Origin of the sequence: Kribbella sp. CA-245084 (genome assembly GCF_050942355.1) — a bacterium.
GTDB lineage: Bacteria > Actinomycetota > Actinomycetes > Propionibacteriales > Kribbellaceae > Kribbella.
The window spans coordinates 6,833,449-6,848,311 of the sequence record NZ_CP192053.1; the positions used below are offsets into that span (position 1 = coordinate 6,833,449).

Here is a 14,863-nt window from a genome sequence, read left to right on the forward strand (position 1 = left end):
TGAGTAGCTCAGGAACGGAAGACGAAGGCGAGCGCGATACCAATGATCGCGAGCACCTCGGTGACGCCGAAGCCGATCCACGCGATCGACTGCAGCTTGCTCTGTGCCTCCGGCTGCCGCGCCGTGCCGTTGATGACGGCGGCGAAGATCAGGCCGACGCCGACGCCCGGGCCGATGGCGGCAAGGCCGTAGCCGAGGACCGCGATGTTGCCGGAGATCGCGAGAGCGATGTCGCTCATGTGCACTACTTCCTTTCGGTACGGATAGGCAGTTGCTATCCGGTTTCCGTTTACTACGGGTCTATTGGGTGGTGCGGAATCAGTGGTCTTCGGCGATGGCGCTGCCGATGTACTGCGCGGTCAGCACCACGAAGATGTACGCCTGGATGGTCTGGACGAACAGCTCCAGCGCGGCGATGGCGATGCCCATGATGAACGTGATGACGCCGACGCCGCCGAGGAAGATGCTGCCGGACTCGAACAGCATGTAGTGGCCGCCGAGCACGAACACCAGCAGCAGGATGTGCCCGGCGAACATGTTCGCGAACAACCGCAGGCTCAGCGAGATCGGCCGGACCACGATGTTCGAGATGAACTCGATCGGGATCATCAGCGGCATCAGCCAGACCGGGACACCGGCCGGCATCGTCTGGTGCTTGAAGTAGCCCCAGAGGCCCTTCTTCCTGATACCGACCGCGTTGTAGATGATCCAGCTCATGATCGCCGCCGCGTAGGCCCAGCCGGCATGACTGAAGGTCGGGAACTGGACCAGCGGGATCGTCCCGGCGATGTTGTTGAGCAGGATGAAGTAGAACAGGCCGCACAGGTACGGCACGTACTTCATGTACTCCTGGCTGCCGATCGCGTCCCGGGCGATCGAGTTGCGGACGAAGTTGTAGCCCAACTCCCCCGCGAACTGCAGTCTGCTCGGGACGATGGCGGCCTTGCGGGACGCAGCCCAGTAGAACCAGATGATCACGACGACGGACAGCGCGCTCACCAGCACAGGCTTGGTGAACCAGTCCACACCGTCGATGATGGGCGGGGTGTCGAAGCTCTGGGGACCGGGCGGGATGAACTCGGTCGGAACGCCGGTAATCACCGGGTCTCCTCTCGCGTCGTGCTCAAGTCGGACGCCTTGTACGTAAGGGCAGGGCGGCTCAGGGCATGGCGGTCAACAACGTCAGACCCGGTGCGGATCGCGCCAGTCCCCGAAGGAATCAGGCCAACTTCTAAGATCTCGGTCCGTACCGGAAGTGCAGCAACAGGATGGTGAGCCCGGCACCGAGGACGATGCCCACCGGAAGCAAGAATTCGGTGCCGAAGAGGCGATCCAGCCCGAAGCCGATGCCCCCGTAGATCAGGACACCGCCGATCAAGTAGGACAGGACCCGCCAGCCGTCGCCCGAGTTCGGGGGTGATGGCTTCGGATCCTGATGCTCGCTCATTGGCACCCGAAACGTACCAGTTGGCGACAGATGCGGTCACATCGGGCCACGTAATCCTCACCACAGCAGGGAGATCGTTACTTAAGGTGCTCATGCGGTCACCTCTTTGTCGAGGTCGTAGATCGGCACGCGGAGCCGGGACCAGGCCCAGATCTCCCCGGCCATCCAGCCCATCACGACGACCAGGGCGACCAGGCCGAGCACGGTGAGATTCACGTGCCTGGCCAGGCCGTCCGAGCTCAGCGCGACCGCGAGCAGACCGCCGAAGAACGCGATCCGGCCGGTGTAGCTCGCCATCGCGACGGCGAGCTGCATGGTCGGAGAAGTCTTGCGGGACAGGTGCATTGCGATCAGACCGGCGCCGGAGAAGACGATCACCATCAGCAGGCCGAGCAGGGCACCCCAGAGACCGGTGACACCGGCGGCAACGGTGGACACCGCGGTCGCGTTCACTCCGACGACCAAGGCGGCGATCAGAGCGCCACGCAGCATTGCCAGCGCCGGGTGCTTTGTCGCTTGTCCGGCGGGTTTCGGGCTGTGATCCGTGGGAGCCATCTGGTGGTTCCGTCCTGCTGGCGAAACTGGCTCGCGGCCAATTCGTCGGGTGGGCGGGGTCAGGGGTGTCGCTGTTCTTTGCTGGTGCTTGTGAAAACTAGCACAAAGTCTGCACAGTCAGCAAAACGAGGGTCCCTCCCGCTGTACAGCCACACCTTATCGGTATGCCAGGAAGCCGAGTGGTCTGGTCCCTGCCCGCAGGGATCAAACCTTGGCGAGCGGTTTCCGGGAACGCCTCGGGAGACCGGTCGTGAGCAGGACCGCGGTGACCGCGACGGCCAGCACGATCAGGGCCGTCCACCAGTACAGGACGAGGCCGAGCACCACGACGCCGTACGCGATGAGGGCGGTCCACAGGTACATCAGCAGGACGGCGCGGCGGTGCGAGTGGCCGCGTTGCATCAGGCGGTGGTGGAGGTGCTGCTTGTCGGCCGCGAACGGCGAGCGGCCGGCCTTGGTACGGCGGATGTAGGCCAGCGTCAGGTCCAGCGCGGGGATCGCGAGGATGGCGATTGGGAGCACCAACGGAAGCAGTGCGGGCAGCAGGCTCGAGCCGCCGACCTCGTACGGGACGGCGTTCGGGTCCATCTGGCCGGTCAGGCTGATCGTCGACGCGGCCAGCATCAGGCCGATCAGCAGGGCGCCGGAGTCGCCCATGAAGACCCTCGCGGGGAAGAAGTTGTGCGGCAGGAAGCCGAGGCAGGCGCCGGCCAGCGCGACCGTGATCAGGGTCGAGGTGGTCGCGCGGTCGAGGTTCTCGTGGAAGTTCAGCAGGTACGAGTACGCGAAGAACGCGGTCGCACCGATCGCGGTGACACCGGCCGCGAGGCCGTCCAGGCCGTCGACGAAGTTCACCGCGTTGCAGGAGACCAGCAGGATGCCGGCCGTCAGCACGGCCAGCTGCGCGGGCGACGGCGAGATCACGCCGCCGGGCAGCGGCAGCCAGTACAACTGGATGCCTTGGACAACCAGTACGCCGACCGCGAGGACCTCGCCGGCCAGCTTGGTGATCGCGTCCAGCTCGTACAGGTCGTCGACCACGCCGACCGCGCAGATCACCACGCCGCCGATCAGGATGGCGCGAGCATCGTGTGCGACCTGCAGGCTGTTGCCGAGGAACGGCAGGCTGGACGCGACCGCGAACCCCGCGATCAGGCCGCCGAGGATGGACAGGCCGCCGAAGTACGGGATCGGTACCTTGTGCACGTCCCGGGCCCGGACCTTGGCGACCGCGCCGTACCGCAGCGCGATCTGCCGGGCGACGCCGGTCAGCAAGAAGGTCGTGGCCATCGCCACGAACAGGACCAGCAGGTACTCGCGCACTAGTCGGCAGGCCTCACATCAGGATCGGTGGGCTTCTCGTCATCCGTCTCGGACTTGGACGCCTCGACCGGCTCTTCAGTTGGCTCGTCTTCGGCCGGCTGCTCTTCGTCCGGCTTGTCTTCGGCCGCCGGCTTGTCTTCGGCCGACTGCGCTTCGTCCGCTTGCTTGTCTTCGGCCGGCTTCGGTTCGTCGTCCTCGGTGCTCACCTCGGGCACGACGGCGCGTAGCTGCTCGAGGGACAGCGCACCGACGCGGACCACCCGGGGTGTGTCGCCGGTGATGTCGACGATCGTGGACGGTTCGCCGCCGGTGACCTGCCCGCCGTCGAGGTACACCGCGACCGATTCGGCCAGTTGCTCCTCGGCGTCGTACACGTCCATCGCCGCCGGCTGCCCGGACTTGTTCGCCGAGCTGACGGCGAGCGGTCCGGTCCGGGACAGCAGTTCGCGGGTGTTCTCGTGGTCGGGCACGCGGAGCGCGACGGTGCCCTGGGTCTCCCCCAGGTCCCACATCAGCGAGGTCTGCGCGTGGCAGATCAGCGTCAGCGGCCCGGGCCAGAACTCCTGCGCGAGCTTGCGCCCGTTCTCCGGTACGTCGGTGGCGAGCGCGTCCAGCGACTCGACCACCGAGATCAGCACCGGCGGCGGCATGTCCCGGCCGCGCCCCTTGGCGTCCAGCAGCCGCTGGACGGCGTCGGCCTTGAAGGCATCCGCGGCGATGCCGTACACGGTGTCGGTCGGCAGCACGACCAGGTCGCCGGCCTCGATGGCGTCCACAGCCGCGCGGTACGCCGGTGCCAGTTCGTCCCCGGTGAAGTCGAAGCGCTCACTCACGGGGTGAATGGTGCCACTCTGGCAGGCCCGGACTCCAACCGGGGCGTTGCTGACAAACGATTGTCAGATTTACACCCGAACGCGCCCGCCTCTCCTTAAGATCCCGGTCATGACTGTGTCGCGTGAGTTCCTCGCCGGTTTGCCGAAGGCCGAGTTGCATGTCCACCACGTCGGGTCCGCGTCGCCGCGGATCGTCGCCGAGCTCGCCGCACGGCACCCGGGATCGCCGGTTCCGGCCGACCCGGGCGCGCTGACGGAGTACTTCAAGTTCAGCGACTTCGCGCACTTCATCGACATCTACCTGTCCGTCGTCGAGCTGATCAAGACGCCGGAGGACGTGCGGCTGCTGACGTACGAGATCGCCCGCGAGATGGCCGAGCAGCAGAACCTGCGGTACGCCGAACTCACGGTCACGCCGTACACCTCGGTGGTGCGCGGGATCCAGGCCGAGGCGTTCTGCGAGGCGATCGAGGACGCGCGGGTCGCGGCCGAGAAGGAGTTCGGTCTCGTACTGCGGTGGATCTTCGACATCTCCGGTGAGGCAGGGATCCCGGCCGCCGACGAGACCCTGCGGATCGCGACCAAGATCCGGCCGGAGGGGCTGGTCGGGTTCGGGCTGGGCGGGCCGGAGATCGGCGTACCGCGGCCGCAGTTCCAGCCGCACTTCGAGGCGGCGATCGCGGCCGGGCTGCACAGCGTGCCGCACGCGGGCGAGACGACCGGGCCGGAGACGATCTGGGACGCGGTCCGGGTGCTGAAGGCCGAGCGGATCGGCCACGGTACGTCGACGATGCAGGACCCGAAGCTGGTCGACTACCTGCGCGAGCATCGGATCCCGCTCGAGGTCAGCCCGACGTCGAACATCGCCACCCGCGCGGTCGCGTCGTACGACGTCCACCCGCTGCGCGCGATGGTCGACGCCGGCTTGGTCGTCACGATCAACTCCGACGACCCGCCGATGTTCGGCACCGACCTCACCAACGAGTACGTCGTCGCCTCGCGGCTGCTCGACCTGGACGCGACCGGCGCCGCCGAGCTGGCGAAGACCGCCGTCCGGGTGTCGTTCGCCGACGACGCGGTGAAGGACTCCCTGCTGACCGAGATCGACGCCTACGTCGAGCAGAACAAGGAGTAGCTGCCAGACTGTGCACCGTGACGGATAACCTGCGGCTGGACCTCCTGGGCCCGCTGCGCGGTTGGTCCGGTGACCGCCGGCTGGACCTCGGGCCGGCCCGCCAGCAGACCCTGCTCGCCGTACTGGCGTTGCGGTCCAACCAGGTCATCTCCGCGGACGAACTGGTCGAGCTCGTCTGGAGTGATGCACCGCCGTCGACGGGCGCCAAGATCGTTCCGCCGTACATCTATCGGCTGCGCAAGCTGCTGCCCCAGGGCGTGCTGGTGCACAGGCGGGACGGCTACAGCTTGCGGCTGGCTCCTGGTGCGCTGGACCTGGATCGGTTCGAGGGCCTCATCAGTGCGGCGCATGCGTGCCGGAACAAGGACGACGCGGCGGCGAAGTTGTCAGAGGCGCTGGAGTTGTTCACCGGCGAGGCGTTGAGCGGACTGGCCGGCCACTACCTCAGCGTGCAGCGTCACCGGCTGACCGAGCGACGGTTGAAGGTGCTGGCCGAGCGGATCGAGCTGGACCTGGAGCGCGGCCGGTACGGCGATCTCGTACCGGAGCTGGTCGCGCTGGTGGAGGAGGACCGGCTGCGGGAGCAGTTCGCCGGGCAGCTGATGCTCGCGTACTGGCGCAGCGGCCGGATCTCCGAGGCACTCGAGACCTACACGCGGACGCGGCACGAGCTGATCGAGCAGCTCGGCGTGGAACCCGGTCCGGAGCTGCGCGCTATCCACGAGCGGATCCTGCGCAACGACGAGCCGTTGGCGCGTCCAACGGTGCGTGACGAGCTGCCGTACGACGGAGCCGCGTTCGTCGGGCGGGACGACGTACTGAAGCGGGTGGTCGACGCACTGCGCACTGCAGGGCCTGCTGTCGTCGCGATCGACGGTATGGCGGGTGTCGGGAAGACTGCGCTCGCTGTGCGCGCTGCACGACAGTTGGCTGACGTCTACCCGGATGGACGGCTGTTCATCGACCTGCACGGGTACACGCCAGGGCACGAGCCGGTGTCGGCGTTGCAGGCGCTCGATCGCTTGCTGCGCACGCTGTCCGTTCCGGCTGACCGCATCCCCGCCGACCTCGAAGAGCGGGCTGCGCTGTGGCGGTCTGAGTTGGCTGGGCGGCGGATCCTCGTCGTACTCGACAATGCGCCGGACAGTGCGGCGGTGCGGCCTTTGCTTGCCAGTGGGCCGCGGTGTGGCGTGCTGGTGACGAGTCGGCGGCAGTTGACTGGTTTGGACGCCACTGCGCGGCTCGCACTCGACGTACTGCGGCCTGAGGACGCACGGGAGTTGCTGGCGGAGATCGTCGGCGCGGACCGTGCCGGCTCTGCGGATGCTGCTGCAGACGTGGTGGACCGGTGCGGTTATCTGCCGCTGGCGATCCGGGTGGCTGGGGCACGACTGCGGCATCGGCCGAGCTGGACGATCGAGCACCTGTCCAAACGACTCGACGCCGAGGACAGGCGGCTGGCCGAGCTCAGCACGGACAGCGGTGGGGTCTCCCCCGCGTTTGCCTTGTCGTACGAGCATCTGCCGCCGGACCAACAACGCCTGTTCCGTCTGCTCGGCGCGATGACCGGACAGGACATCGAGATGTACGCCGCTGCCGCGCTGGCCGATCTGGACGTGGTGGAAGCAGAGGACCTCCTGGAGCAGCTCGTCGACGCCAATCTGCTGCTGCAGTTGCGTCCTGGGCGTTTCCAGTTCCACGACCTGCTGCGACAGTACGCACGGACGCTGGCGCCGGAGCCGGACGCAGTACGGCGTTTGCTGGACTACTACCTCTACGCGACCGCGGAGGCGAGCGCGGCGATCTTCAGCAGTCGGCCGCAGCCCCTGCCTGAGCCGACGCCTGTGCGGCTGCCTCAGTTCGATTCGGCGGCTGACGGGTTGGAATGGATCGACGCTGAGGGTGCGAACGTGCTGGCCACGCTCATGTCTGCGGAGTCGTCGCCGGAGCATGTCTGGCGGACCGGTCTGGCGGTGGCGTCGTGCTTCTTCCAGCGTGGACGGGTCTATGAGATGGATGAGGCGCTCCAGCTGGCTCTGCGCGCAGCTGTAGGCGACGCGGAGGCGGAGTCTCGGGTGCTGTTGTCGATCGGCAGCCTCGGGCGATATCGGCTTGGCGCTGAGGCCAGTCTGCGGACACTGCAGGAGGCGCGAGACAAGCTGCCTGCGGATGCGGACCTGGCATTGCGTGCGCGGTTGCTGGCGTCGATCGGCTACAGCCTCGCGAAGCTCAGTCCGGACGACGAGGCGCTCGCAGTACTGCGGGAGGCGCTGGAGGTGGGGCGGCGGGCTGGTGATCAGAGCATCGCGTCGCGCGTGCTGGCGTACCTCGGGGCGACGTACGGCGATCGCAGGGAATTCACTCAGGCGCTGGTGGCGTACCAGGACTCGCTGGAGCTGGGCGATCCTGCAGTACAGGCCGAAGTACTGAACGGGATCGGTGAGTGTCTGCTGGAGCTGGACCGGGTTGACGAGGCGGTTGCGGCACTGACGACGGCGCGGGACCTGGGTGTCGAGCGTGGGGCGGACTACAGCCTGATCTATACGTACGCGTTCCTTGGTACGGCGTACGCGCGGCAGCGGCTGTGGAGTGAGGCCGTCGACGTCGGGCGTAGTTCGCTGGAGCTGGCGCTGGAGAGCGACTCGAAGCAGTCGCAGCAGAACGCGTACCTGCGGCTCGCGGAAACGCTGCTGGCCAAGGGGGATCTGGCTCAGGCACGTCCGCATTTCGCACGGGCGCTGGAGCTGGCGCTCGAGGAGGGGCTGGAGGCGACAGTCGAGCGGGCCGCCGACGGGCTGGATCGGACGAGTCCGGCCGCTTGAGTGTGGTTGGCTGGTGCGGTGCGGAGAGTCTGTGGGGCACTGGCCGTCGGCCTGTTGTGCCTTGCGGCCTGCAGCGACACACCCTCGCCCGCGCCCGCTGGCTTGCCGTCGCCAACGCCCGTGCGCGCCACAGCGACTCCGCCTCCCCCGCCTGCGGACGGTGAGCTGCCGCGGGGCGGGCGGGTGATCTTCCCGAAGTACCAACTGGTCGGGTACGTCGGTCTGCCGGGATCGCCTGCGCTCGGCCCGCTGGACAAGGACCTCGACGCGAAGGCGGCCAAGCTCGAGAAGCTGGCAGCGGCGTACGCGGGCGGTCGGACGCCGCAGCCGGTGATGGAGCTGATCGCCGTCGTCGCTCGCGGGTCCCGCGGCAAGGACGGCCTGTATCGCGGGCGGTTGGACGACTCGGCGATCGAGCAGTATCTGACGGTCGCGCGGAAGCACAAGATGCTGTTGCTGCTCGACATCCAGCCGGGGCGGGCGAAGATCCTGCCCGAGGTGAAGCGGCTCGAGCGATGGCTGAAGGAGCCGGACGTCGGGCTCGCGTTCGATCCGGAATGGGCCGTCGGTCCGGGGCAGGTGCCGGGGCGGGTCTTCGGGCATACGACAGGCGCGGAGCTCGACAGCATCGCGGCGTACCTCTCGGGGCTGGTGACGGCGAACGATCTGCCGGAGAAGGTGTTCGTGTTCCATCAGCTGTCGGCGCGGATCGTCAGCAACGAGAAAGCGCTGAAGCCGCATCCCGGCGTGGTGACGATCAAGTCGGTCGACGGGATCGGCGCTCGCGAGGTCAAGCTCAAGACATGGGCGAAGCTGACGACGAGTCTGCCGCCGGCTGTGCACGCCGGGTTCAAACTCTTCTACACCGAGGACACACGGCACGGTCCGTTGATGACGCCGCCGCAAGTGCTCGCGCTCAAGCCGCGGCCCGAGCTGGTGATCTACGAATGATCTCTGTTGCTTTCGCGAACGTCGCCGGCGGTCGCTTCGTCGATTCTTCCGGACGCTACGTGGACGAGGACCGTACTGCGGACTTCGGGCGGGCGCTGGCGGGGTTGCGTCCGGACGTGCTGATCGTCACCGAGCTCGACCCTTCCGGCGACCAGCTCGCGCGGTTGGCCGCGGCGGCGATGCCCGACGCGCAGTTGGTACGGCACGCGTTCTCGGACTCGCACATCCCCGGGGTTGCGCGTCTGGGAGTCGGCATCGCGTCGTCGTACCCGCTGACCGAACTCGACCGGATCGATCTGCCGAACCCCCCGATCGACTACCTGCACTGGCGAACTGGCGAGCCGCTTGTTGCCCACAGCAAGGGCTTCTTGGTGGTGCGGGGTGACTTCGGCGCGCTCGGCGAGATCGACATCGTGGGCGGGCAGGTGTGTCCGATCCACATGTTCCGCAGCGCCGAGGGGGTCGAGTACACGTACCGCGAGGGGCCGGGGCGGGAGGCCGGCGAGCAACTGGCGGCGTACTTGCGGGAGGAGTTCGCGGCGCGCGGTGTGCAGCGCGCGATCGTCGCCGGCGATCTCAACATGCCGAACCCCGGGGACTTCTTCGGCAGATCCTTGGGCCTGGTAGACGCCTTCGGCAACCCACCGCCCGCCACCACCCCCGACGGCCGCTCTATCGACCGCCTCTTCAGCACTCCCGACCTGGTCGTCCGCGATGTCGAGGTACTCCGGCTCCCCGGCGCGGACCACTTCCCGGTCGTCTGCCGCGTCGACCGCCGGCAACTCGATGCGCCGGCAACCGGTCGGATCCGCGAACAGGACCTGACCAGACCACCGGCCCGCTCCGCCCCGGGCCGCCGCGGCTTGTCCCGTGGATGAATGTGCAACTCGACAGGACGTATACGTCCACTGAGCGATGCGGACGGCACACGCGAGCGCGCGGAGGGCCGCCGGAAGCGCACACCTCCTGTCGAGATGCTGATTCAGATGCGGCGGCCGGTGGTGAAGCGGTGGCGGCCGGAGAGGTCCAGTTGGTCGCGGACCTCGGTGAAGGAGCCGGTGGTGGTGAATACGGCGGGGGCTGATTCGCCCTGGACGTCGGCGTGTTCGCAGGCGAACCAGCCGCCGGGTTTGAGCAGGCGGGCGGCGGTGGCGGCGACCACCTTGATCTCGTCGAGGCCGTCGTCGCCGGACCACAGGGCGAGCGCCGGGTCGTGGTCGCGGACCTCGGCGGTCACGGACTCCCAGGCGGTCAACGGGATGTACGGCGGGTTGGAGATCACCGCATCCACCTGACCGTAGAACTCGGGCAGGCAGCCGTCGATGTCGCCCTCGTGCAGGATCGCGCCGGTGCCGTCCAAGTTGCGCCGGGCCCACACACACGCCTCCGGTGACAGCTCGACAGCGTGCACGATGCTGTCCGGCCGCTCCGTCGCCACTGCACCGGCGATCGCACCTGAGCCCGAGCACAGATCAACCACCAGCGGGTTCTTCACGCCGGCGATCCGCTCGAGAATCCAGCCGACCATCACCTCGGTCTCCGGCCGCGGCACGAACACCCCAGGCCCGACAACCAACTCCCGATACCGAAACCCCGCCGTCCCCGTCAGATGCTGCAACGGCTCCCGAGCCGCCCGCCGCTCAATCAGCTCCCAATAAACCCGCAACTGCTCCCCACTCGGCTCAGCCAAATGCATCCGACTAGACCCAGTAACAAACGCCAACAACTCCCCAGCGTCATACTCAGCCGAAGCAACCCCCGCCGCCGCCAAGCGCTCAGCCGCCCCCGCAATCAACCCCCGCACTCCCCCGACGTCCCGCCGGCCCGGGCCAGCGTCCGCACCTGCGGACTCTCCGCGAGCATCTGGGCGGGGCGAGCCGTCTCCCACACCCCCGGACCGGGACGAGCCCTCTTCTACTCCCCCGCCGTCGCGCCGGTCCTGGCCGGACTCCGCACCCGTACCCCGAGCCGGGCCCTCTTCTACTCCTCCGCCCCCGAGCGGAGCGAGGGGGCGGAGTTCTTTTTCGTTCACTTGGAGTCGACGGCCTCTAGGCGGGCGGTCAGGTCGGCTTCGGTGAGGGCTGTGATTACTGGCTCGAGTTCGCCGCCGAGGACCTGGTCGAGGTTGTGGGCCTTGTAGCCGACCCGGTGGTCGGAGAAGCGGTTCTCGGGGAAGTTGTAGGTGCGGACGCGCTCGGAGCGGTCGACGGTGCGGATCTGCGAGCGGCGGGCGTCGGAGGCCTCCTGGTCGGCGGCCTCCTGCGCAGCGGCCAACAACCGCGCCCGCAGTACGCGCATCGCCTGCTCACGGTTCTGCAACTGGGACTTCTCGTTCTGCATCGACACCACGATGCCCGTCGGCAAGTGCGTGATGCGTACGGCGGAGTCGGTCGTGTTCACGCTCTGCCCACCCGGACCCGACGACCGGAACACATCGATCCGCAGATCGTTCTGGTCGATCTCGACGTCGACGTCCTCGGCCTCCGGCAGCACCAGCACGCCGGCCGCGGACGTGTGGATCCGCCCCTGCGACTCGGTCACCGGCACCCGCTGCACCCGGTGCACGCCGCCCTCGAACTTCAGCTTCGCGTACGGCGCATCGCCCGGCTCCGGCGTACCTTTCGCCTTCACCGCGACCGTGATCGACTTGTACCCGCCCAGGTCGGACTCGGCCGAGTCGAGCACCTCGGTCTTCCAGTTCTGCGACTCGGCGTACTTCAGGTACATCTTCAACAGGTCGCCGGCGAACAGCGCGGACTCGTCGCCGCCCTCACCCGCCTTGATCTCGAGGATCGCGTCCTTGTCGTCGTTGGGGTCCCGCGGCACGAGCAGCGTCTGCAGCCGCTCGGCCAGCTCCTCGCGGCGAGCGGTCAGCCGCGTCGCCTCCTCGGCGAACGTCGGGTCCTCGGAGGCGAGCTCCCGCGCGGCCTCGATATCGTCGCCGGTCTGCTGCCACTCGTCGTAGGTACGAACCACCGGCGCCAGCGCGGCGTACCGCTTGCCGACCCGGCGGGCGTTGGCCTGGTCGGAGTGCAACTCCGGCTCAGCCATCTGCCGCTCCAGCTCGGCGTACTCCGCCTTCAGCGTCTCAACAGCCTCGAACATCCCGCACTCCTCCTCTCGAACCAACCCTGACAACACAAACCGCGCGCCGGTCCCGCCCATGACAGGCAGAACCGGCGCGCGGCAGGACAGCTACTTCTTGGCGTACCGCTTCTCGAAGCGGGCGACCCGGCCACCGGTGTCCAGAATCTTCTGCTTGCCGGTGTAGAAGGGGTGGCACTGCGAGCACACGTCGGCGTGGATCACGCCGTTCTCCGCGGTCGAGCGCGTGGTGAACGTCGAGCCACAGGTGCAGGTCACCGTGGTCTCCACATACGTCGGGTGGATGTCGCTCTTCAAGACAGTCTCCTAGGTTCAGGTGCCCCGGGTCGTCCACACGGTGTGAACGTGAACCGGAACCGACGTACCAGTTTGCCACCCGAGGGCGGCAAACTGGTAATCGAGGGTCGTTCAGTCGCCGTTGGTGGTGCTGTGGCCGGAGCCGGTCGACGGCGTGGTCTTGTTGACCTGGAGCAGGAACTCGATGTTCGACTTGCTCTCCTTGAGCTTGCCGATCAGCAGCTCCAGCGCCGCCTGACCGTCGAGTGCCGAGAGCACCCGGCGCAGCTTCCAGACGACCTGGGTCTCGTCCTTCGACATCAGCAGCTCCTCGCGGCGGGTGCCGGAGGCGACGACGTCGATGGCCGGGAAGATGCGGCGGTCGGCGAACTCGCGGCGCAGCCGGAGCTCCATGTTGCCGGTGCCCTTGAACTCCTCGAAGATCACCTCGTCCATCTTCGAGCCGGTCTCGATCAGCGCGGTCGCGAGAATGGTCAGCGAGCCGCCGTCCTCGATGTTGCGGGCCGCTCCGAAGAACCGCTTCGGCGGGTACAGCGCGGACGAGTCCACACCGCCGGACAGGATCCGGCCGCTGGCGGGCGCCGCGATGTTGTACGCACGGCCCAGCCGGGTGATCGAGTCGAGCAGTACGACGACGTCGTGGCCGAGCTCGACCAGCCGCTTGGCCCGCTCGATCGCCAGCTCCGCGACCGTGGTGTGGTCGTCGGCCGGACGGTCGAACGTCGAGGCGATGACCTCGCCCTTGACCGTGCGCTGCATGTCGGTGACCTCTTCGGGCCGCTCGTCGACCAGCACGACCATCAGGTGCACTTCGGGGTTGTTCGTGGTGATCGCGTTCGCGAGCGCCTGCAGCACCATCGTCTTACCGGCCTTCGGCGGCGAGACGATCAGGCCGCGCTGGCCCTTGCCGATCGGGCTGACGATGTCGACGATCCGGGTGGTGAGGATCCCCGGCTCGGTCTCCAGCCGCAGCCGCTCGGTCGCGTACAGCGGGGTGAGCTTGTTGAAGTCCTGCCGCTGCTTGGCGATCTCCGGGTCGGCGCCGTTGACGGTGTCGATCCGGACCAGCGGGTTGAACTTCTCCTTGCGCTCGCCCTCCTGCGGCTGCTTCACCGCACCGGTGATCGCGTCACCCTTGCGCAGGCCGTAGCGCTTGACCATCGAGAGTGCGACGTACACGTCGTTCGGGCCGGGCAGGTAGCCGCTGGTCCGGACGAACGCGTAGTTGTCGAGTACGTCGAGGATGCCCGCCGCCGGGACGAGGACGTCGTCCTCGCTGATCGTCGGCTCGGCGTCGAACCGCTCGCCGCGACCACGGTTGCGGTTGCTGTCGCGACCACTGTCACGGCCGCTGTCCCGCCCGCCGTCACGGCCACCGTCGCGGCTGGTCGGCTGGCCGTCGCGGTTGCGCTCCCGGTCGCGACCCCGGCGACGGCGACGACGTCCGTCGCCATCCTCGCCACGGTCGTCCTGGCGGTTCCGCTGGTTGTCGGTCTGGCCGTCGCGGACGTTGTCGCGCCCGGTGTCGCGGGCATTGTCGCGGCCGGTTTCGCGGTTCCGGTCGCGGTTGCCGTCCCGGTTCTGCTCGCGGTTCTGCTCGCGGTTGCCGTCGCGGCTGCCCTGGCTGTCGCGCTGACCGTCCCGGGTGGTGTCCCGGCTCTGGTTGTCGCGGTTGCGGTCCCGGTTCTGGTTGCCGTCGCGGCTGTCCCGGCTGTCCCGAGCGCGGTCGCGGTTGCGGCTCTGGTTGTCGCCGCGGTCGTCGGCGCGCTCGTCGCCACGGGTCTCGACCCGCTCGGCGGCGCCGTTCTGGGCGGTGGTCCCGGCGTGCCCCGAACCCGCGACCGTGGCCGGCGCCTCGGCCGGAGCCGAGGAAGTGACGGTCGCGGCGGCCGGAGCGGTCACCTCGGGAGCGGCGCCGTTCTGCGCCGGCTCGTCCTTCGGAGTGTCGAGCGGTGTGTCTTTCTGGGCCGCGGCGCGGGTCCGGCGACTGCCACCCTCGCGCTTGGCCGGCGCCCCAGCGGTCTTCGCCGCGGGCGCTGGAGATGACGCAGACGACGCAGATGACTCAGATGACTCGGTGGCCTCATCGAGCGTCGGCTGTGTCACCTTCGCCCGGGAGCCACCGGTCGAGCCGCCCTTGGCGGTGGAACCGCCGGTCTGAGCGGCCTTGATCGCCTCGATCAGCTGGCCCTTGCGCAGTGCGCCGGTGCCCTTGATGCCGAGCGTCCCGGCGAGCTGCTTGAGCTCGGGGAGCAGCATGCCCTCGAGGCCGCCACCAGCTTTGCGGCGACGCGGCGCGGTGGTAGCCGCGGCGTCTCCTGCGCTGGAGGCTTCAACAGTTTCTGTCACGTGAGGTCCTTCCCACACGGATCGTCGAAGGCCTGCACGGCTCATC

The 14,863-nt window shown here is 68.2% G+C and carries 14 protein-coding genes; 4 read left to right on the plus strand and 10 right to left on the minus strand.

Annotated features, from left to right (window positions below; genetic code table 11):
- Nucleotides 1-8 precede the first annotated feature (8 nt).
- The 6 genes from atpE to ACQPYH_RS32375 all read right to left on the minus strand — a co-directional run bounded on the left by atpE (nt 9) and on the right by ACQPYH_RS32375 (nt 4,158).
- On the minus strand, nt 9-239 hold the full coding sequence (atpE, locus tag ACQPYH_RS32350) for an ATP synthase F0 subunit C (protein ID WP_432879123.1): 231 nt from the start codon (nt 237-239) through the stop codon (nt 9-11).
- Nucleotides 240-318: 79 nt separating this feature from the next.
- Nucleotides 319-1,101 (minus strand): F0F1 ATP synthase subunit A, encoded by a 783-nt coding sequence (gene atpB, locus ACQPYH_RS32355; protein WP_432879126.1) that lies wholly within the window; start codon nt 1,099-1,101, stop codon nt 319-321.
- A gap of 130 nt (nt 1,102-1,231) precedes the next feature.
- Entirely contained in the window at nt 1,232-1,447 is a 216-nt protein-coding gene (locus ACQPYH_RS32360; RefSeq protein WP_432879129.1) for an AtpZ/AtpI family protein, read from the minus strand.
- 90 nt (nt 1,448-1,537) lie between these two features.
- Entirely contained in the window at nt 1,538-2,002 is a 465-nt protein-coding gene (locus ACQPYH_RS32365) for a hypothetical protein (protein ID WP_432879131.1), read from the minus strand.
- 204 nt (nt 2,003-2,206) lie between these two features.
- Nucleotides 2,207-3,325, minus strand: a complete 1,119-nt coding sequence (locus tag ACQPYH_RS32370) for a glycosyltransferase family 4 protein (protein ID WP_130448638.1) — start codon at nt 3,323-3,325, stop codon at nt 2,207-2,209.
- Nucleotides 3,325-4,158 carry an L-threonylcarbamoyladenylate synthase gene (locus ACQPYH_RS32375; RefSeq protein ID WP_432879134.1) on the minus strand — a complete coding sequence of 278 codons (834 nt, stop codon included), beginning with the start codon at nt 4,156-4,158 and terminating at the stop codon, nt 3,325-3,327. The genes ACQPYH_RS32370 and ACQPYH_RS32375 overlap by 1 nt, the downstream gene beginning before the upstream one ends.
- A gap of 109 nt (nt 4,159-4,267) precedes the next feature.
- Here ACQPYH_RS32375 and ACQPYH_RS32380 point away from each other — a divergent pair, with 109 nt between their 5' ends.
- The 4 genes from ACQPYH_RS32380 (at nt 4,268) to ACQPYH_RS32395 (ending at nt 9,944) form a co-directional block, all read left to right on the plus strand.
- Entirely contained in the window at nt 4,268-5,293 is a 1,026-nt protein-coding gene (locus ACQPYH_RS32380) for an adenosine deaminase (protein WP_432879137.1), read from the plus strand.
- A gap of 17 nt (nt 5,294-5,310) precedes the next feature.
- On the plus strand, nt 5,311-8,115 hold the full coding sequence (locus ACQPYH_RS32385; protein ID WP_432879140.1) for a BTAD domain-containing putative transcriptional regulator: 2,805 nt from the start codon (nt 5,311-5,313) through the stop codon (nt 8,113-8,115).
- A gap of 120 nt (nt 8,116-8,235) precedes the next feature.
- Nucleotides 8,236-9,066: a hypothetical protein gene (locus tag ACQPYH_RS32390; protein ID WP_432879142.1), complete on the plus strand. Its 831-nt coding sequence runs from the start codon at nt 8,236-8,238 to the stop codon at nt 9,064-9,066.
- Entirely contained in the window at nt 9,063-9,944 is an 882-nt protein-coding gene (locus tag ACQPYH_RS32395) for an endonuclease/exonuclease/phosphatase family protein (protein ID WP_432879144.1), read from the plus strand. The genes ACQPYH_RS32390 and ACQPYH_RS32395 overlap by 4 nt, the downstream gene beginning before the upstream one ends.
- Before the next feature lie 104 nt (nt 9,945-10,048).
- On the opposite strand, the gene prmC is transcribed toward ACQPYH_RS32395, so the two are convergent.
- From prmC to rho, 4 genes are all read right to left on the minus strand, one after another.
- Nucleotides 10,049-10,870 (minus strand): peptide chain release factor N(5)-glutamine methyltransferase, encoded by an 822-nt coding sequence (prmC, locus tag ACQPYH_RS32400; RefSeq protein ID WP_432879147.1) that lies wholly within the window; start codon nt 10,868-10,870, stop codon nt 10,049-10,051.
- A 224-nt stretch (nt 10,871-11,094) separates the two neighbouring features.
- Nucleotides 11,095-12,171, minus strand: coding sequence for a peptide chain release factor 1 (gene prfA / locus ACQPYH_RS32405; protein WP_130448622.1), 1,077 nt, complete (start codon nt 12,169-12,171; stop codon nt 11,095-11,097).
- 90 nt (nt 12,172-12,261) lie between these two features.
- Nucleotides 12,262-12,468 carry a 50S ribosomal protein L31 gene (rpmE, locus tag ACQPYH_RS32410; protein ID WP_130448620.1) on the minus strand — a complete coding sequence of 69 codons (207 nt, stop codon included), beginning with the start codon at nt 12,466-12,468 and terminating at the stop codon, nt 12,262-12,264.
- Between the two features lie 111 nt (nt 12,469-12,579).
- On the minus strand, nt 12,580-14,817 hold the full coding sequence (rho, locus tag ACQPYH_RS32415) for a transcription termination factor Rho (protein ID WP_432879150.1): 2,238 nt from the start codon (nt 14,815-14,817) through the stop codon (nt 12,580-12,582).
- Between the last annotated feature and the right edge of the window lie 46 nt (nt 14,818-14,863).